Origin of the sequence: Halomonas sp. R57-5, assembly GCF_900070345.1 — a bacterium.
Classification (GTDB): domain Bacteria; phylum Pseudomonadota; class Gammaproteobacteria; order Pseudomonadales; family Halomonadaceae; genus Vreelandella; species Vreelandella ventosae_B.
Genome location: NZ_LN813019.1, coordinates 2,658,629 through 2,677,819 on the forward strand (window position 1 = coordinate 2,658,629; position 19,191 = coordinate 2,677,819).

Sequence of the window (19,191 nt, forward strand, 5' to 3'; positions counted from 1 at the left end):
GAACGGTTGCCCGAGGCGAGTAAGCTCATGGTACCTCAGCAAAAGGAAGGCCCAAAAGTGCTTTTAGATGCGCCTCAACGCCACTCGCCAGCGACTTCGGGTTATAGCCCCCTTCAAGCACCGATACAATGCGGTTATCGGCATACAGCGTGGCGATCTCCATAGCCAGATGGGTTATCCAGTAGAAGTCCTCATCCTCTAAACAGATATCCCCCATGGGGTCATCCCGATGGGCATCGAAACCGGCGGATAGCATCACCAAGTCAGGTTTAAAGGCGTGCAGGGCAGGTAGCCAGTGGTTCTCAATAATGCGCCGAAACTCTGGGCCATCGGTACCCACTTCCAACGGTGTGTTGACAACGTTTTGCCACTCGCTGCGCAGATAACGCCACGGGTAAAACGGATACTGGAAGCTGGTGCAGATGAGTATCTCAGGGTCGTTTTTAAAGATATCGATGGTGCCATTGCACTGGTGCACGTCAAAATCCAGAATCGCGATACGCTTGGCGCCGTATTTGGCTCGCGCATGGGCCGCGCCCACGGCGATATTATTGTAAAAGCAGAATCCCATCGCATCGCTAGCTTCTGCGTGGTGGCCTGGTGGTCTAACCGCACAAAAGACGTTATCTGCCTGACGCTTAAATACCTGATCCACACCACGAATAACCGCCCCGGCAGCAACCCGCGCGGCTTGCAAGCTGTCAGGGTTCATCATGGTATCGCTATCTAGCGTAACAATGCCTTCGGTGGGCAAACACTTATCCAGCGAGCGCAGATGGCGCAAGGGGTGTACTCTGGCAAGAGCCTCTTCGTCGGCTTCCTTGGCATCCGCCTGCATGGTTTGTTGTAATAATCCGGCAAGCGACAGGCGAGCGCGAATAGCCTCCAGACGCTGAGGGCTTTCAGGATGCTCCGGCCCCATGTGATGCAATGAGCAGTCTGGGTGGGTAAGGTAGGCGGTAATCATTCCAACGCTCCATTATTATTGATGCCACCTTAATCGCCTTCAGGCCTTGGGCGACAGTGTCAATAAGTCGTACAGCTGCGATTCATGTTCAGGGGAGACGCATTTTGAGCACGCGCTTTTTACACCATTTTTTCGAACCTCGCACACTAGCGGTGTTTGGCGCCTCTGAAAAGCCTGCGTCGTTAGGCGGTTTAGTGCTGAGAAACATCCAAGAGGGCGGTTTTAAGGGGCCGCTTTGGGCGGTCAACCTTAAAGGCTACTCCCAGGTCTTTGGCGTGCCGTGCTTTAGTCGTGTAAGCGATCTACCCGAAGTGCCCGACTTAGCCGTGGTCTGCTCGCCTATTGAAGGCGTTCCCAGCCTGATTAAAAAGCTTGGGCAGTACGGTGTCAAAGCGGCTCTGGTTCTCTCAGGCGGTGCTTATCTGGACCGCGATAAAGGCAATAAGGGCTCTATCCGCGAGCGAATGCTCAGTGCGGCACGGGTTTCGGGTATTCGTGTGCTGGGCCCAGAGTGCATGGGGCTGATTGTACCGGGCAAAAAGCTGAATGCCTCTTATGCCAGTCAGCCAGTAAAAGCGGGCCGCGTGGCCTACTTGGGCCAATCCGGTATGCTCGCCAATGCGATGATCGATTGGGCCGCTGGGCGTGATGTTGGGTTTTCCCATTTGATTACCGTTGGCGATAGTGTGGACGTGCTGCTCCCGGATCTGATCGATTACGTTAATCAGTTCTCTCCCGCTCAAGCCATTATGCTGCACTTGGAGCGAATCAGCGACGCTCAGCACTTTATGACCGCGGTGCGGGATGCGTCACGTAACCGCTTGGTGTTGGCGATAAAAAGTGGCCGCACCCCAGAGTCAGATATATCCGGTATGGCGCCCACCCCAGGGATTGCCAATCGTGATGTAGTGTTTGATGCCGCCTTTGCCCGAGCAGGGGTGGTGAGGGTCGACGACTCCGATGAACTGCTTGATGCATTGGAAACCCTGTCGCGCATGAAACCCCTCAAGGGCGATCGTCTGGCCATTGTGTCTAACGGCTTAGGGCCCGCGATGCTGGCCATTGATAAGCTGATTAGTGCGGGCGGCAAATTGGCTGAATTTAGCGACGAAACCCAGGCAGCGCTGCACCGCAGCGAGGTCGATATGAGCAAGCCAGGGGAGAACCCGGTGGACGTGGGGGGCAACGCTTCGCCGGAGCGATTTGTCCAAGCCCTGGAGATTGTCGCTGCTGACGCCAATGTCGATGCGGTACTGGTGGTACACGCGCCCACCCGAATGGCGCCATCGCTAGTGACTGCCCAGGCGCTGATCGATAACCGCAAGAAGTTTCGCCGCAACCTGCTGACCAGTTGGATGGGCTTAAAAGAGGCGCTTAATGCCCGCCATATATGCAATTTAGCCGGAATTCCGACCTATATTTCACCCGAAAAAGCCGTTAAGGCCTTTATGCATATGGTGATCTATCAGCGCGTTCAAGCGCTGCTACAGGAGATCCCACCCAGCCTGCCGTTTTCCACTAGCCCGGAAATACGCGCCCAGTGCCGTACGCTGATTAAACAGGCAAAAGAGCAGGGCAGACAAACCTTAACTCACTCTGAAACCGCCCAAGTGCTTGAGGCCTATGGTATTCCCACGGCACCCAGCGTCTATTTGGCCAATGCCGATGAAGCGCTCGCCCGCGCTGCGGAGATTCCTGGCACCAAGGCGCTTAAAGTAGTGCATGAAGGCAACTGCCGCCCATATCGCTACCGTAAGCACCCGCATAAAATTTCGGCGGGTCTGCTGCAGGATTTAGACACGCCTGAACAGGTGGCGGAAGGCGTTCGCCAACTAGGCGAAAAAGTCGCTGAGAAATTCCCCGAATACGCGATCCGCGAGTACTGTTTGCAGCCCATGCAGCGTGGCAAGCACTCGATGCAGATTTGCGCGGGCATAACCCGTGACCCAGTCTTCGGCCCGCTTATCGTGTTTGGCATTGGCGGTTATAAAGTTAACGTACTGGCTGACCGCCAGGTCGCGCTACCGCCGCTCAATATGAGTCTGGCCGCCGATGTGGTGGGCAGAACCCACGCCGCCTCATTAATTCGCGAACATTCCGCCGACCCTGAGCGTGACATTCAGCACCTTTGCCAAATGCTGGTCAAACTATCGCAAATGGCGTCTGATCTAAGCGATCTGCGCGGGCTAGAAGTCAATCCTCTGCTGCTGAATCGTGACGGTATGGTCGCCGTCGATTTCGCCCTGGATCTTGGTTCGCCATCGCGCTTTGCGATCATGCCGTACCCTGAAGAGCTGCGTGAGTGGGTGACGCTGAAAAACGGCTGGCAGGTCGAGGTCAGGCCTATTCGTGCCGAAGATGCCCACCTAATCACCACCTTCCATCGCCAGCTCTCGGAAGAGAGTATTCGTTTCCGCTATTTCCACAATAAGTCCAACCTGACCCAGCGTGACTTATCGATCCTCTCGCATATCAATTACGACCGTCAGATGGCGTTTATTGCCGAGTATTTAGGCGACGATGGCAGCAAAGAGATGCTTGGCGTGGTCCGGGTGTGGAACGACCCAGATAATATTCGTACCGAATTCTCGGTCATTATCCGCGATGATCTGCAGGGCCTGGGTATTGGCAGCCTGCTGATGAAGAAGATGATTGATTACTGCACTAATATTGGCACCCTGGAGATGATCGGCAAAATTATGGTCGATAATCATCCTATGCGCGCGCTAATGAAACACTTAGGCTTTAAATGCCGCTATAACATGGAAGAGCAGGTAATTGATGCCGTGTTGCGCCTCAACGAGCCCGAAAGTGAGTGGCAGCGACACCGCCTTGAAAGTATGCCGGATTAGGCCTTTTAACAACGTAAAACCGCTACAAGGCCTGCGTACAACACGCAGGCCTTAATTGAATTGGTAAGCTTCGTTTTAGACGTTACGGCGCCATGCGGAAACGGCTCCATTCACCGCCGTCGCGACGTTCAAAGCGTAGGCGGTCGTGTAGGCGGCTAGGCTGGCCCTGCCAAAACTCAATCATTTCCGGACTGACACGATAGCCMCCCCAGTGAATCGGGCGGGGAATGTCCTGTCCATCGTAGGCTTGTTCAAAGCGCTTTTGGCGCTCTTCGATCCAGTTGCGGTCAGGGATCACCACACTTTGAGTCGCAATCCAAGCGCCCAACTGGCTGCCTCGGGGGCGACTGGCAAAGTACTCATCAGACTCGTCGGCGGAGACCTGCTCAACGGGGCCTTCAATACGCACCTGTCGGGAGAGCGAGGGCCACCAGAAGGTCATGGCCGCGTAAGGCACATTGCTCAGCTCGCTGCCCTTGTGACTGTGGTAGTTAGTAAAAAAAACCATGCCGCGTTCATCGAATCCCTTGAGCAGCACCACTCGGGCGTGGGGGCGGCCTTGGCTGTCAACGCTGGCTAGCGTCATGGCGTTGCCATCTTTACCTTCTTTTTCCAGCGCAAGGGTGAACCACTCATCAAATAACACGAATGGATCGTCGGGTGTCTGGGACTCTTCTAGCCTGCCGCCTTCATAATCACGCCTAATGTCGGCTATGTTACGTGTCATCGAATGCTTCTCCCTGTAGTTTCATCCATGTTCGCTGGTCTGCCTTTAAAGCTCAAGTGACCGACATCAATGGATGTTAAACGCGTTGACGCACTGCTTTTATTTACCCAATGTTCTGGCTAACGATGGCGGCTAACTGTCTCACATTCTATGAGACAGGCTCAATTAATGCGAAGCTATCTCATCATTCCGGGCTCACCCACTGTAAGCTCATCACTGCTAATGAGGATAGGTTATGCGCGAGAAGGTAGCGATTGAGGTATGGGATATTTGGGTTCGCCTATTTCACTGGGGGTTAGTGGCGGCGGTGTTGGTCTCCTTTTATACCACCAAGACCAGCGGTGCGCCCTTTCTATTTCCGGTTGAAGTGCACGCCCAAGCGGGCTACCTGGTAATAGGTTTACTCGTCTTTCGTGGGCTGTGGGGCCTACTGGGTAGCGTGTATGCGAGATTTAAAACGTTTTTATATCCACCCGTTGAAACGGTTGCTTATTCCCAATTGCTGCTAAAGCGTCGGCCCGGCGCTTATGCCAGCCATAACCCGCTAGGCGGGTGGATGGTACTGCTGATGCTGCTTTCGCTTAGTTTTCAATCAGTTAGCGGCCTGTTTTTAAGTGACGATATCTTTTTTCAGGCGCCGCTCTATGGCGTATTTGGCGATGGAGCAGGTGGCCAGCTTAGAACCCTGCATCAACTCAATAGTGATCTACTCATCATTCTAATCGGGCTGCATCTAGCTGGCTTGATCGTACATCGGCTGCTGGGTGAACCGCTAGTAACAGCAATGCTGGTAGGTACCAAGCGCTTTCGCCAGCAGCCAGTCGATGCGCGTAACGAACCGTGTAATGTTGCCACGCTGCGTTTACGTGCCATCGGCAGTTTATTTATTGCTGCTGGCGTCGTCCTATGGCTGTGGTTTTAAAGCACTTATTTTTATTGCCCCGTTTTCTGTTGACGCAACTGTCGACTGCGAAAGCGCGCATAGCCCATGCAGCCAGCAAACAGCACCAGCGCGACAACCGCCTCTAGAATTCCGCGCAGACCTTGCCCAGGCAGGGTTATTAACATCACGCCTTGGGTGAAGTAGAGCAGGCTAACAAAAGCGAGCCATGCGTGCCCGCGTGCGCGTTTACCAATGATGGAGGGTAAAAACAGCACCAGGGGAAGCACGAACGCGACCACAGGGCGCCAATTAAATTCGTCGCCTTGGAGTACAAGGCCACGGTAAACAACCAGTAGCAGCAGTATGGCAAAGCTGGCTAATACCACCTGTCGGCTTCGAAGGGTCAGTTTATCAAGCCCATGGCGTGCTTCTACATCTTCCAGCCACTGCCTCATAATGCCTCCTGACGCATAGCGTGCAGTGCCAAGGCAAGACGCGCCAATCGTTTACCCTGGGCAACACATAGTGCGCGCTCGTGCTCGTCGACCGAGCGGTCACTCCGCGTCCCTGCCAAATGGCTCGCACCATAGGGGGTGCCGCCGGTGCGTGTCTCTAGCAAGGTGGTTTCGCTATAAGGCACTCCTGCATAGACCATACCGTGATGCAGTAGCGGCACCAGCATGGTGAGCAGGGTGCTCTCCTGCCCACCGTGCAGGCTTGAAGTAGAAGTAAAAGCGCTGGCTGGCTTGTCGATTAAAGCGCCGTTCATCCACAGGCTGCTGGTAGAATCGATAAAATACTTAAGCGGTGCGGCCATGTTGCCAAACCTAGTAGGGCTGCCCAGTGCTAACGCGCTGCAGTTGCGCAGGTCGTCCAGGTCAACGTAGACCGCGCCTTCAGCAGGAATTTCTGGGTCAACGGCTTCGCAGGTTGTTGATACCGGCGCTACCGTGCGCAAACGCGCCTGAATGCCGGGCACACTTTCCACGCCGGCCGCGATCTGCTGCGCCATGGTGGCGGTCGCGCCTGAACGCGAGTAGTAGAGAACCAAAACGTAAGGGGTCATCTCACTCATCACTATTCCTGAATGGGTTCATAAAAGCTGGCTGGGCAATAGGGCACCGCGCAACTGCCTATGGTACCAGAGCTATCGGCAAGTCCGTGTACGGTAGCCAGGCTTTTTGTCGCGCTGGCAGGCGTTGGTAGACCCAGGCGCGAGTGCCATCGTCGAGGGTTATCGCCACCCGCTCGTAGCGAACTCCAAGTCGCTCGTAGCGGTCAAGGCGCGCCAGCTGTTTGGCGTCCACACGTAACAATAGGCCCTCCACGTTACTCCCCGGCTGCGGTGAAAGATCGAGACCGTTGCGCTGGTACCCCTCAAGCACGGCTTCCTCAGGGTCGCCGAAGCTACCCATAACGACCAAGCGCACAGGTGCATAGCGTAGCGTGCCGTAAACAAACACCTGATGGGTGCGCTGTTCGATAGCGGGGAGGTCGTCAGGGCGGTCATAAAACCAAGGGCTGAGCATGGTTAACCAGAGCCACCCGGCTAGGGCGAAGAACCCCACAGCGCTTAACATTAACAGGCGTTTTAGCCACACCATACGTTGCCTCACTATCTTTAACTCACTATGAACGATACAAAAATGGCTGGTTAGCTTGGCGCGCCCAACAGACAATGACAAGTTCTAGGTTATCGACTTATTGAATCTTCTTAAGCAAAGTGCCTGGATTTGCTAGGATAGCGAGTAGACCTTAACGGAGGAGCCTGCAATGAATCAGCCACTTCGTGAACATACGGATTTTCGTGCTCTTGTTGGCGATGTTAAGCCACTGCCACCGAGCAACCGTGCAGACCCAGGCGCTAACCGTACGAGCCCTTCTGAATCACAGTTGGCCCGGCGAGAATGGGCAGAAGAAGAGATGGGCGCGCGCAACTTTCTATCCGACGATTTTGTCGATCTGCTGCCCCCCTTTGATCCCATGGAGTATCGCCGTGAGGGCATTCAGCAGGGCGTTGTCGATAAATTAAGGCACGGTGGCTATAGCGTTCAATCGCAGTTGCATCTATTAAGGCGGCCATTAAGTGAGTGTCGCCGAATGCTGTTTCCGTTTATTCAAGAAGCCTACGCCCACGATTTACGCTCCGTTATGATCGTGCATGGCCGTGGCCGCGAGATTGATAGTCCAGCGAACGTGCTGCGTTCGTACCTAGCCAAGTGGCTCAGCCAGTTCGAGGAAGTGCAGGCGTACGTATCCGCACAGCCTTCGGAAGGGGGGCTGGGGGCTACCTGGGTGATGCTACGCAAAAGCGACCGCGCTAAGACCAATAACCGCGAGCGCCAGCAAAAGCGCCGGGGATGACGGTTTTACAATAACGCTGTTCACAAATAAAAAAGGGCAGCTGACGCTKCCCTTTAACATTACTTGATGGATGGAATGTGCGTTTAATCCCTAGTGGCTAAGCGGCGTTCAAACAGCGCCTGACGCTCTTCCACATCAGGCTGGTAGCGAACGCTGATAAAGCTGAGCGCACGCAGGGCATCATCTGGATGCTGGTCATCACGCAGCGCCATCGCACTGAATCCACAGCGGCGCATGTAATCCAACTGATCAACCAAGACGTCGCCTACAGCGCGCACTTCACCACGGTAGTCGTAACGCTCGCGAAGCAGGCGAGCGATGGAGTAGCCACGGCCATCAGTGAAGGCGGGGAAATCAATGGCGACCGCCGCAGAACTACCCAGCTGCTTGGCTAATTCTGCCGTCAGCTCGGTATCGCTGGTAAGTAGCGGTGCCAGCTCATCATCATCTTGATTCGCTTGCCATAGTGGCAAAGGCACAAACGCTGGGCGTTGCTCGGGTAGCGTGTCTTCATCATAGGAGACACACCAAGCGTTCTCCGCCGCCACCTCGCCGTTGGCAATCAGGTGATCGACATGAACCGGTGTTTGCTCAACCGCTTCAGTTTGCGTCTCAGCTGTTTTATTAGGCATAGACACGCTCCTTAAAGGGTTTTAGGCCAATACGGCGGTAAGTATCCAAGAAGCGTTCGTCCTCATGGCGCTGTGACACATAGACTTCCAATACTTTTTCCACTACGTCCGGCACGTCTGAGCGGAAAAAGGACGGGCCTAAAATCTTACCCAGCGAGGCATCGTCGGTGGAGTTACCGCCAATCGATATTTGGTAGAACTCTTCACCTTTTTTATCCACGCCCAGGATGCCGATATGGCCAACGTGGTGGTGGCCACAGGCGTTCATGCAGCCGGAGATATTCAGATCCAGCGGGCCAAGATCATACAGGAAGTCTAGATCTTCAAAGCGCTCCTGCAGTGCTTGGGCGATGGGAATCGATACCGCATTGGCCAGGCTGCAGTAGTCGCCGCCAGGGCAGCAGATAATATCGTTGAGCGTGCCCACGGTGGGGTTCGCCATACCCAGCGCTTCAAGCTCTTGCCAAAGTGCTTCCAGCTCGTCGACCGGAACGTCAGAAAGCACCAGGTTCTGCTCGTGAGTGACGCGCACTTCACCAAAGCTGTAGCGATCGGCTAAATCAGCCACGGCTTCCATCTGATCGGCGGTGACATCACCAGGCGCGTGCTCGCGGCGCTTCAGCGATAGCGTCACGGCTTTATACCCAGGCACCTTATGATCGGTTACGTTGTTAGTGACAAATCGTGCAAAGCTGCGATTTTCTGCACGCAGGCGGTCAAATTCTTCGTTTGCGTTTACTGCAACCGGGCGACGATCAGGCTCGGGGAAGTGAACTTTAGCCGCATCAACCGCTGCTTGGTTAAGCGTCTGCGGGCCGTCTTTCAGGTGCGCCCACTCTTCATCAACCCGACGACGAAACTCTTCAATACCCAGCGCTTTGACCAGAATTTTAATCCGCGCCTTGAACTTGTTATCCCGGCGACCAAACTGGTTGTAAACCCGTACGCAGGCTTCCAGGTAGGTCAACAAATGCTGCCAGGGCAGATCTTCACGAACCACGTCCGCAATCATCGGGGTACGGCCCAGGCCGCCACCGGCCAACACTTTTATACGCAGCTCGCCGTCGGCGTTGTACCAAAAACGCAGCCCAATATCGTGAACCTGGATCGCGGCACGGTCTTGGGCCGCACCGCTGACCGCGATTTTGAACTTGCGGGGCAGATAGGCGAATTCCGGGTGCAAGGTTGACCACTGGCGGATTAACTCACACCAAGGACGTGGATCTTCCACTTCATCGTTGGCGATGCCGGCAAACTGGTCGCTGGTGGTGTTACGAATGCAGTTACCACTGGTTTGAATGGCGTGCATCTGCACCTTGGCGAGATCGGCCAGAATATCCGGCACGTCTTCAAGGGCAGGCCAGTTCAACTGTAAATTTTGCCGCGTAGTAAAGTGGCCATAGCCGCGGTCGTAACGGCGAGTGATCTCAGCCAAGGCACGCAACTGGCTGCCTGCCAGCATGCCGTAAGGAATCGCAATGCGCAGCATGGGCGCATGGCGTTGAATATAGAGGCCGTTTTGCAACCGTAACGGACGGAACTCTTCTTCTCCCAAACGCCCGGCGCGGTAGCGTTCCATTTGGTCACGGAACTGAGCGACACGCTCATCAACCAGGGTTTGGTCGTGAATATCATAACGGTACATGGGGCACGATCCTGCTAAAAGCGAAATGGTCACGTTGAGACGGACGTTAATATAGTGTCACCTTAACGCGGGCGTCATATTCTACAAAAGAATATATAATTATCTTTTTATCTCTAAAAGCTATTTAGAACACATATCATGGGCCAGTCAACGAGTTAGAAAGCGGGGGCCAGCCAGCGGCGGCGCTGCCATACCCATAAAAATCCGGCTGAGTTTATCAATCGATAAAGCAGTTGCATAAGCCAAATACCTAATAAACCCTGTTCTAAGCCAATCCCCACCCACCAGGCCAGGGGTAAAAAAAGCAGCCACTGCATCCCCAGGGTGAGCATCATAACCGTGCGCTGGGCGCCTGCGCCCATTAACGCCTGGGCAAGCACCAGGGCGGCGGCATCCAGCACAATCATCACGCCGGTTAGCTGCAGCGGCAGTTTACCCAGCGCGACTAGCTCGCTACTGCTGAAAAATATCCCAAGTACCTGTTCGGGTATCACTAACATTGGCAGCGCCAGCACAAGTAGCAGTAGCCATGCGACCCGCAGCGCATCCAGACCCCAGCGGTGGGCTTCGTGCTGAGCATCTCGGCCTAATGCCTCACCCACTAAGCTCATCGCCGCAACGCCAATACCCACTCCCGGCAAAATTAGCAGCAGTGAAAGATTAATCAACACATGGCCAACCGCGACACTGGCCGTGCCTAGCTGGCTAAGTAACCAAATGAGTACCGCATATCCCGCTGCAAATAAAAACTGCTGCAAAGAGTGAGGAGCGGCAAGTACCAAGGTCGTACGCAGGGTGGCTAAGCAAGGCATGCGTGTCAAAAAATGGTGGATAAATGGGCTTTTTATGCTCACCCAACACCAAACAATCAAGCCAATAAACAGCGATAGTGTTGTGCCAGCACCCGCACCGCTCGCCCCCATTTTGGGTAGCCCGGCAAATCCATAGATCAACCCAGCACTGACCACCACATTAATCAAGTGAACCGCCACGATGATACGCAAATAGAGATGCGTTTGCTGGCGACCGTTCCAGTAGCCACGAAAGCAGAGCGTTAGCGCAATGGCCATCAGTGACACCACCCGCCAACGAAAATAGCTAACCGCTACGCCTTGAACGTCATCGGCCTGGCTAATCAAGCCAATCAGCAGCGGTGCTTGCCACCAAGCCCAGACGGACAGCGGCAGGCCAAACACAAGCCCAATCACCAGCCCCGAGTTAAGCGGTTGGGCGATCTCTATGTTGGCAGCACCGACGCGATGTGCAGTTTGTGACTGCACGCTGGAGGAGAGTCCAAACACGACAGCGCTGAGCATAAACATGGCGTAACCGCCCACTCCCACGCCAGCAAGGGCTACCTCGCCTAAATGCCCTACCAGTGCGGCATCGATCAAGTTGAGCATGCTCTGGGAGAGCATGCCCAGCATGATCGGTAAGGCAAGACGCATAACCTTGCCGTGACGGCCAACTGACAGCATTAATCAGCTCGGGTCGTAGGAGAGTACCGGCGAGAGCCAGCGCTCCATTTCCTCAAGGGGCATCTGCTTACGTGCGGCGATGGCCTCGACCTGATCTCGGGTGATCTTACCGGTAGAGAAGTATTTCGACTGCGGATGGGCAAAGTACCAGCCGGAAACCGCCGCTGCGGGCCACATGGCGAAGTTTTCGGTTAGCGCCAGACCGGTATTTTCAGTGGCATCGAGCAACCGGAATAGCGTGGCTTTCTCGGTGTGATCCGGGCAGGCGGGGTAGCCAGGGGCAGGGCGGATACCCTGGTATTTCTCGGCGATCAAGGCATCGTTGTCCAGAGTTTCTTCCGGCACATAGCCCCAAAACTCTTTGCGCACCCGTTCGTGCATGCGCTCGGCGAAGGCTTCCGCAAGGCGATCCGTCAACGCCTGCACCATAATCGCATTGTAGTCGTCACCGGCGGCCTCATACGCTTTGGAGAGCTTATCGACACCGTGGCCGGTGGTGACCGCAAAGCCACCAATCCAATCGGCTTTGCCGCTCTCTTTGGGGGCAATAAAATCGGCCAGGCTGTAGCAGATGCCGTCGCGGCCTTTGGTGGTTTGCTGGCGAATGTGATGCAGACGCTCGACGACTTCGCTGCGCGACTCATCCGCATAGACCTCAATAACGTCGTCATCGACGCTATTGGCGGGCCATAGGCCGATAACACCGCGGGCCTGGACGCGCTTCTCCTCAACCAGCTTGCGCAGCATGACTTTGGCGTCTTCAAACAGATTGCGGGCTGCCTCGCCGACGACTTTGTCGTCGAGAATTTTGGGGTACTTGCCCGCTAGCTGCCAGCTCATAAAGAACGGCGTCCAGTCGATGCGTTCGATCAGCTCTTCCAGGTCGTAATCATCGAAGGTTTTTAACCCCAACATATTGGGCTCGGCGGGGGTGTGGTTGTTCCAGTCGGTGCGAAAACGCCGCTTGCGCGCCTGAGTGTAGTCAAGATCCGCTGCTTTGGGGCGGCGCTTGGCGTTACGCTCGCGAACCTTTTCGTACTCTTCACGGATTTCGGCGACGTAAGGTGTTTTTAAAGCAGGCGTCAATAATTTGCCCGCTACGCCAACGGCCCGGGAGGCGTCGGTCACATAAATCACCGGATGCTCATACTGCGGTTCGATTTTGACCGCGGTATGCGCTTTAGAGGTGGTGGCACCGCCAATTAGCAGCGGTAGATCCATGCCGCGGCGCTGCATCTCTTTGGCGACGTGCACCATTTCATCCAGCGACGGGGTAATCAGGCCCGAAAGACCGATAATATCGGCGTTGTGATCTTTGGCTGCCTGTAAGATTTTGTCGGCGGCGACCATAACGCCCAGATCAATCACCTCGTAGTTATTACACTGCAACACCACGCCGACAATATTTTTACCGATATCGTGGACATCGCCTTTGACCGTGGCCATCACGATCTTGCCTTTGGCCTTGGTCTCTTCGCTCTTTTCGGCCTCGATATAGGGGATCAAGTAGGCGACGGCCTGTTTCATCACTCGCGCGGACTTAACCACCTGCGGCAAGAACATCTTGCCATCGCCAAACAGGTCGCCGACCACGTTCATGCCGTCCATCAGCGGGCCTTCAATGACCTCAATTGGGCGTTCGGCCTCGGCGCGGGCTTGCTCGGTGTCATCTTCGATATACACCGTAATGCCTTTCACCAGCGCATGTTCAATACGCTTATTGACCGGCCAACTGCGCCACTCGAGATCCTCTTTCTTGGCCGCGCCGCTACCGTCGCCTTTATACTTATCGGCAATATCCAGCAAGCGCTCGGTGCCGTCGCTGCGGCGATTGAGCACCACATCCTCTACAGCGTCGCGTAGCTCGGCGGGGAGGTCGTCATAAACGGCGAGCTGGCCCGCGTTGACGATACCCATGGAAAGGCCCGCGCGGATCGCATGATAAAGGAACGCCGAGTGAATCGCTTCGCGTACTGGGTTGTTGCCACGGAACGAGAACGAGACGTTAGACACACCMCCCGAGATCATTGCGTGGGGCAGGTTGTCGCGAATCCATTGAGTCGCTTCGATAAAGTCGACCGCGTAGTTGTTGTGCTCCTCAATACCGGTGGCGATGGCAAAGATATTGGGGTCAAAGATAATGTCTTCCGCGGGGAAGCCGATTTCATCCACCAGCAGGCGATAGGCGCGCTGACAAATTTCGGTTTTGCGGGCGAAGGTATCTGCCTGGCCATCTTCATCAAAGGCCATGACGACAATCGCAGCGCCAAAGCGGCGGCACTTGGTCGCCTGTTCGCGGAAGGCGGCTTCGCCCTCTTTAAGCGAAATGGAGTTCACCACCGCCTTGCCCTGGACGCACTTCAGGCCCGCTTCGATGATCTCCCACTTGGAGGAGTCGATCATAATCGGTACCCGGGCGATATCCGGCTCGCCAGCGATCAGGTTTAGAAAGCGCTCCATGGCTTCCTTGGACTCGAGCATGCCCTCGTCCATATTGATATCGATGACTTGCGCACCGCTTTCGACTTGCTCCAGGGCGACCTCTAACGCCGTGGTGAAGTCCTCTTCTACTATCAAGCGCTTAAAGCGCGCCGAGCCGGTGACGTTGGTACGCTCGCCGACGTTGACGAACAGCGAATCGGCTTCAATATTGAACGGTTCTAGACCGGATAAACGGCAGGCGCGGCTGCGCTCAGGAATGACCCGGGGCGCCATATCGCGAACAGAATCAGCAATGGCGCGAATATGCTCGGGCGTGGAGCCGCAGCAGCCGCCGATAATATTGACCAATCCGCTTGAGGCAAACTCGCTGACGATCTCCGACATCTCTTCCGGTGTTTGGTCGTACTCACCAAACTCGTTGGGCAGCCCCGCGTTGGGGTGGGCGGAGACAAAGGTGTCGGCCTTGGTAGAGAGCTCTTCCAGATAGGGGCGAAGCTCCTCGGCGCCCAGGGCGCAGTTTAAGCCCACCGAGAGTGGCTGAGCGTGGCGCACCGAATTCCAGAACGCTTCTGTGGTTTGACCCGAAAGCGTGCGGCCAGAGGCATCGGTAATGGTGCCGGAGATCATTACCGGCAGGCGCTCACCGCGGTCATCGAATAGCTCTTCCAGGGCATAAATCGCTGCCTTGGCGTTAAGCGTATCGAAGATGGTTTCGATCATGATTAGATCGGCACCACCTGCAATCAGCGCCTCGGCGGCTTCATAGTAATTCTCGCGCAGCTCATCAAAGGTGACGTTACGCTTAGCGGGATCATTCACATCCGGCGATAGCGAGGCGGTGCGCGAGGTGGGGCCTAACACACCGGCAACATAGCGGGGCACGCCGGTTTCGGCGGCCACCGCATCACACACCTCGCGGGCCAGGCGTGCTGATTCGCGGTTAAGCTCAACCACCAGCGATTCCATGCCGTAATCAGACTGTGACAGCTGAGTGCTATTAAAGGTGTTGGTCTCAATAATATCGGCACCGGCTTCCAGGTAGTCACGGTGAATCCGCGTGACCACTTCGGGGCAGGTAAGCGCGAGCAGATCATTATTGCCTTTGAGATCCGAGGGCCAGTCGCTAAACCGTTCGCCGCGAAAATCTTCCTCGATCAACTGGGCATTCTGCAGCATGGTGCCCATGCCGCCATCCAGAATCAGGATGCGTTCAGCAAGGCGTTGGGTGAGGGTTGCGATCAAAGCACTATCAGCCATGGCAGGGGGAGTTCTCCAGCGTCACAGTCGTCAAAGGGGATGTTGTTATCGTCGGAAAAGCAGCATCTGTCGTTATAAGGCGCATAATGATAACAAAAGGGATGGCAAAAGGCGCCCCTACGGAGGCTATACGCAAGATAAGGAAAGATAATTAATAGTCGCCCGTAAAAAGAGCTGTTTAAAATAGCCGACTAAAACAGTCGGGATTGTGTCAGCGCGCTGTTTTGCTTACCATAGACACAAATGACATGTGAAGTGGCGCCGCCACTACCACGGGAGGAAGACAGCCCTCATGACCACGACTAGCGAAAAAGAAACCAGTGTTGATACCCAAGGTATTGATATTACGAACAGTGCGCAAGAATACTTGGCAGAACTGCTGGAAAAGCAGAACGTTGAGGGTATTGCCGTACGCATTTTCATTACCCAGCCGGGCACACCCTACGCGGAAACCTGCCTAGCTTACTGCCGTCCCGGCGAAGAAGAGCCGACCGATGTCACGCTGGAGCTCGAGAAAATCAATGTATTTCTCGATAAAAACAGCTTAGCGTTTTTGGAAGAAGCGGTGGTGGATTTCAACGCCGACCGCATGGGTGGTCAGCTGACGATCAAAGCGCCCAACGCCAAGATGCCTAAGGTCAATGCCGATAGCCCGCTGGAAGACCGTATTAACTACGTACTTTACAGCGAAATCAACCCTGGGCTGGCGGCCCATGGCGGTGAAATCAAGCTGGTTGAGCTCACCGAGCAGCAGTATGCGGTATTAGCCTTTGGCGGTGGTTGCCAGGGCTGTGCAGCGGTCGATTTAACGCTGAAAGATGGCGTTGAGAAAACCCTGATGGAGCGCATTCCCGAGCTTGCCGGCATTCGCGACGTCACCGACCATACCGATACGACCAACGCTTACTACCGTTAAACCAACGGTATCGCACCAAAAGCCCAGCCTTTAACAGCTGGGCTTTTTTATATTCTCCGTTTTAAGACCAGTCTTTTAAGAACGCAGCTTTGATCACTGTTCTGGTTCATTACCCTTGGCACTCTGATGTGAAAGCGCGTCGGGAAGTGCCGTTAGCTGTGTTTGCAACGCCTCCATACGGTTCCACAACTTCTCTTGCCACGCTTGCTGTAGCGCGGTTTCGCGATCGGCATGCTGTTGGGCCTGCTTCTTGAGCGCCACCTTCGACTCATCCAGCTGTAGGGTAAGCGCCTTCAACTGCTTTTCCAGAGATGTGATTTGTTGCGCCTGGTCACTAAGCCGCTGCTCGCGTTCGTTGCCTTCCAGCTGCAGTTGATGCAGGGCCTGCTGCTTTGTTTTTAACTCCTGACTTAATGTCTCCACACGCTGCTCAGACTGCAGCTGACGTTTTTGGTAACTCTTCTCCTCCTGGGCGCGTGCCTGTTGAGCACTATCCAGCATCGCCATCAGCCTGCCTTCCGCTGCCTCATGACGCTGCTCTTCTTGTGCCAGCCGCTGCTCCCACGCCACCTGCTGCTCACTAAGGGCTTGGCTATGCGTATCTCGCTGCTCCTCTATCTGGCTCTTTAGCTGCTGTTGCGCCTGCTTCAGTTGATTGACTTCACTGTGTGACGCTTCGGCAAGCTGGTGCCAGTGGCGCTCACTGGTTTGACTCGCAGCTAATTCCCGGTTTAACGCCTCCATGCGCTGATCAATATGGCGTAAATGCTCGGCGAGGGCGCTTTCACGCTGTTCGGCGTTGGCCGCCTGCTGTTTAGCCTCCTCAGCAAGCTGCTGGGCATCTGCCACTTGACGGTCTGCATCTTCGCGATAGTGGAGCAGCGTTTGATTCGCTACCTCTTGGGCTTCGCGCCATAGCTCGCTGGCCATAGTCACCACGACTTCCGGCACCCCTCTGGGTGGTGGCACGTCGCGATTTTGCTCCCGCTCGCTGCGCCACTGGCGAAAGTGATCACTAATCGTGGTGAAGCTMCCGGTGCCCAGCACATCGCGGATGCGCTGCACGCTGGGCGTGTCGCCGCGAGCCTGCAGGGTATCTATCGCTTGTTGCACATCGCTGTACTGAATGCCGTTGCGGGCCATGAAGCGCTCCTTCCTTGCGGGCTTTTCTTACCGGATTTGTCGTCGCCATTGTCGGCATTAATGATTCAAAAGGCAATAATTACGTATTATGTAATACGTAAAATTATTTATGATATTGCGTATAAATTCAAGATTACCCGTATTATCTTGAATTTATTCAGCTACAGCGGCACACTTACGACCTATAGAGTGTCAATAAACCCTATAAACAAGGGCTTGGATAAGGGTAGAGAAAGGTATGGCGAATAATGTTATTACACCCACTGACCTGCTATTGCCGCTAAACACCTTGCCCAATGACGGACGCATTAGCGCCCAAAATGATGCCCAGGCGGTGATGGCGTGGCTGGAGGAGTACGTGGATAGCCCGCAAACCTGGAAAGCTTACCGCCGTGAGTCGGAGCGCCTGCTGCTGTGGCTGGCTAGCCAAGGGCTTACACTGGCCGACATAAACCGCGAAACGCTGCGCCAATTCGAAGCCTTTCTCACCGACCCACAGCCCTGCGAGCAATGGGTCGGGCCATCAAAACCCCGCTCGCATCCGGCGTGGAAGCCATTTCGCGGCGTGCTGTCGCCTGCCAGTCGACGCCAAAGTCTGGTGATACTGCAGGGTATGTTTGCTTGGCTGGTGGAAGCCGGGTGGGTTAACCACAACCCGTTTCGTTTGATGCGCGATAAATCGCGTCGACTGAATAACCAGACGCCGCGTATAGAGCGGTACCTGGAAAGCGATCTATGGGCGTGGCTATGGACGTGGCTGAATACACCGTTAGCGGCTGGGGAGGGGAGTCGCGCCCGTTTTGAACATGCACGACGGCGCTTTATCTTTGGCTTTGCCTATTTGCTGGCACCGCGCATTAGCGAGATGGCCGATGCACGCATGGGCGATTTCCAGCGCAGTGAAGGCCGCTGGTGGTGGCATGTGGTGGGCAAAGGCAGCAAGATGGCACGCATTCCGCTGCCTGAGGATATGCTGAACTGCCTTCAGCAGTGGCGCCAAGCACTGGGGCTGCCTGACACCCACAGTCAGCTGGAAACCGCTATGCCGTTGCTTCGCGCCCTGGATGGTCAGCGCGGCCTGGGTCATAACCAGCTTTATCGACTTATTCGAGAGACGTTTCAGCAGGCGGCGCAAGCACTTGAGGCTAGCGGCGGCGCACCTGAACATATTGCCGCACTTCACCAAGCAACGCCGCACTGGTTGCGGCATACCTCGATCACCCACCAGGCCCAGTCGGGTATTAGCCTGCGCCATTTGGCCGAGAGCGCACGTCATGCGCGACTGGATACCACTTCGCGCTATCTCCATAGCGAAGACGCTGAGTGGCACCGTGAGCAGCAGCGGCATCGATTAAACAATTCACTTCCTGATAGCTCCCTCAAGCCGCCTTTGAGTCGTTATAATGAGGTAGATTCATAAACATGCAGATACCACCGAAAAGGAAGCACCATGAGCACTTCCGGCGCCGAACAGGCCCAGCAAGAGCTGATCGAAGATTTCGAGATATTTGATAACTGGATGGACCGTTACCAGTACATTATCGATATGGGTAAACAGCTGCCTGACTTTCCCGATGAGTGGAAAATCGAGGAGTTTAAAATTCAGGGCTGTCAGTCCAATGTGTGGCTGCGCCATGAAGAGGAGGGCGATAAGCTGGTTTTTAAAGCGACGTCTGATGCAGCCATCGTGTCTGGCCTGATCGCCGTACTGCTGCGTATTTACAGCGAGCGAACAGCCGCTGAAATCCGTGCCACTGAACCACATTTCTTGGCTGATTTAGGCCTGGACAAACACCTCTCGCCAACGCGTAGCAACGGTTTGCACGCCATGCTAGAGAAGATCTACGCAGTTGCACAGCAGAAATAGCCAAAACAGAAGCAGGTA

The 19,191-nt window shown here is 55.1% G+C and carries 16 protein-coding genes; 6 read left to right on the top strand and 10 right to left on the bottom strand.

All coding sequences use genetic code 11. From position 1 onward, the window contains the following. Positions 1–25: 25 nt before the first annotated feature. Complete coding sequence (locus HALO_RS12255) at positions 26–967, bottom strand: histone deacetylase family protein (protein ID WP_035579335.1); 942 nt, start codon at positions 965–967, stop codon at positions 26–28. A gap of 104 nt (positions 968–1,071) precedes the next feature. On the opposite strand from HALO_RS12255, the gene HALO_RS12260 reads away from it, so the two are divergent. After that, entirely contained in the window at positions 1,072–3,819 is a 2,748-nt protein-coding gene (locus HALO_RS12260; RefSeq protein WP_035579333.1) for a bifunctional acetate--CoA ligase family protein/GNAT family N-acetyltransferase, read from the top strand. A gap of 82 nt (positions 3,820–3,901) precedes the next feature. On the opposite strand, the gene pdxH is transcribed toward HALO_RS12260, so the two are convergent. Next, positions 3,902–4,546, bottom strand: a complete 645-nt coding sequence (gene pdxH, locus HALO_RS12265) for a pyridoxamine 5'-phosphate oxidase (RefSeq protein WP_035579332.1) — start codon at positions 4,544–4,546, stop codon at positions 3,902–3,904. 235 nt (positions 4,547–4,781) lie between these two features. On the opposite strand from pdxH, the gene HALO_RS12270 reads away from it, so the two are divergent. Further along, the gene (locus HALO_RS12270; RefSeq protein WP_035579329.1) at positions 4,782–5,468 is read left to right on the top strand and encodes a cytochrome b/b6 domain-containing protein; all 687 of its coding nucleotides are present in this window, start codon (positions 4,782–4,784) and stop codon (positions 5,466–5,468) included. Positions 5,469–5,479: 11 nt separating this feature from the next. Here HALO_RS12270 and HALO_RS12275 read toward each other — a convergent pair whose 3' ends face one another. From HALO_RS12275 to HALO_RS12285, 3 genes are read right to left on the bottom strand one after another with little or no spacing between them, the layout of a single operon-like run. Further along, positions 5,480–5,884 carry a DUF2069 domain-containing protein gene (locus tag HALO_RS12275; protein WP_035579327.1) on the bottom strand — a complete coding sequence of 135 codons (405 nt, stop codon included), beginning with the start codon at positions 5,882–5,884 and terminating at the stop codon, positions 5,480–5,482. Further along, positions 5,881–6,504 (bottom strand): NAD(P)H:quinone oxidoreductase, encoded by a 624-nt coding sequence (gene wrbA / locus HALO_RS12280; protein ID WP_035579325.1) that lies wholly within the window; start codon positions 6,502–6,504, stop codon positions 5,881–5,883. Before wrbA ends, HALO_RS12275 begins: the two co-directional genes overlap by 4 nt. Before the next feature lie 58 nt (positions 6,505–6,562). Continuing rightward, a complete protein-coding gene (locus HALO_RS12285) occupies positions 6,563–7,033 on the bottom strand; it encodes a gamma-glutamylcyclotransferase family protein (protein ID WP_035579323.1) in 471 nt (156 codons plus the stop codon). Between the two features lie 169 nt (positions 7,034–7,202). Between HALO_RS12285 and smrA the strand changes: the two genes are divergently transcribed. Then, complete coding sequence (gene smrA, locus HALO_RS12290; protein ID WP_035579320.1) at positions 7,203–7,793, top strand: DNA endonuclease SmrA; 591 nt, start codon at positions 7,203–7,205, stop codon at positions 7,791–7,793. An 83-nt stretch (positions 7,794–7,876) separates the two neighbouring features. Here the strand turns inward: smrA and HALO_RS12295 are convergent, their stop codons facing one another. The 4 genes from HALO_RS12295 to metH all read right to left on the bottom strand — a co-directional run bounded on the left by HALO_RS12295 (position 7,877) and on the right by metH (position 15,247). Beyond that, the gene (locus HALO_RS12295) at positions 7,877–8,425 is read right to left on the bottom strand and encodes a DUF934 domain-containing protein (RefSeq protein ID WP_035579318.1); all 549 of its coding nucleotides are present in this window, start codon (positions 8,423–8,425) and stop codon (positions 7,877–7,879) included. Beyond that, positions 8,418–10,070 carry a nitrite/sulfite reductase gene (locus HALO_RS12300; protein WP_035579316.1) on the bottom strand — a complete coding sequence of 551 codons (1,653 nt, stop codon included), beginning with the start codon at positions 10,068–10,070 and terminating at the stop codon, positions 8,418–8,420. The genes HALO_RS12295 and HALO_RS12300 overlap by 8 nt, the downstream gene beginning before the upstream one ends. A 155-nt stretch (positions 10,071–10,225) precedes the next feature. Continuing rightward, positions 10,226–11,548: an MATE family efflux transporter gene (locus HALO_RS12305; RefSeq protein WP_050713486.1), complete on the bottom strand. Its 1,323-nt coding sequence runs from the start codon at positions 11,546–11,548 to the stop codon at positions 10,226–10,228. A 3-nt stretch (positions 11,549–11,551) separates the two neighbouring features. Then, positions 11,552–15,247, bottom strand: coding sequence for a methionine synthase (gene metH, locus HALO_RS12310; RefSeq protein ID WP_035579314.1), 3,696 nt, complete (start codon positions 15,245–15,247; stop codon positions 11,552–11,554). A gap of 292 nt (positions 15,248–15,539) precedes the next feature. On the opposite strand from metH, the gene nfuA reads away from it, so the two are divergent. After that, positions 15,540–16,163 carry a Fe-S biogenesis protein NfuA gene (nfuA, locus tag HALO_RS12315; RefSeq protein ID WP_035579311.1) on the top strand — a complete coding sequence of 208 codons (624 nt, stop codon included), beginning with the start codon at positions 15,540–15,542 and terminating at the stop codon, positions 16,161–16,163. A gap of 93 nt (positions 16,164–16,256) precedes the next feature. Here nfuA and HALO_RS12320 read toward each other — a convergent pair whose 3' ends face one another. Next, the gene (locus tag HALO_RS12320) at positions 16,257–17,306 is read right to left on the bottom strand and encodes a DNA-binding protein (protein WP_035579308.1); all 1,050 of its coding nucleotides are present in this window, start codon (positions 17,304–17,306) and stop codon (positions 16,257–16,259) included. 238 nt (positions 17,307–17,544) lie between these two features. On the opposite strand from HALO_RS12320, the gene HALO_RS12325 reads away from it, so the two are divergent. Both HALO_RS12325 and HALO_RS12330 read left to right on the top strand, forming a co-directional pair. Next, positions 17,545–18,726: a tyrosine-type recombinase/integrase gene (locus HALO_RS12325; protein ID WP_035579306.1), complete on the top strand. Its 1,182-nt coding sequence runs from the start codon at positions 17,545–17,547 to the stop codon at positions 18,724–18,726. Positions 18,727–18,756: 30 nt separating this feature from the next. Beyond that, positions 18,757–19,173, top strand: coding sequence for a SufE family protein (locus HALO_RS12330; RefSeq protein WP_035579304.1), 417 nt, complete (start codon positions 18,757–18,759; stop codon positions 19,171–19,173). Positions 19,174–19,191: the final 18 nt, after the last annotated feature.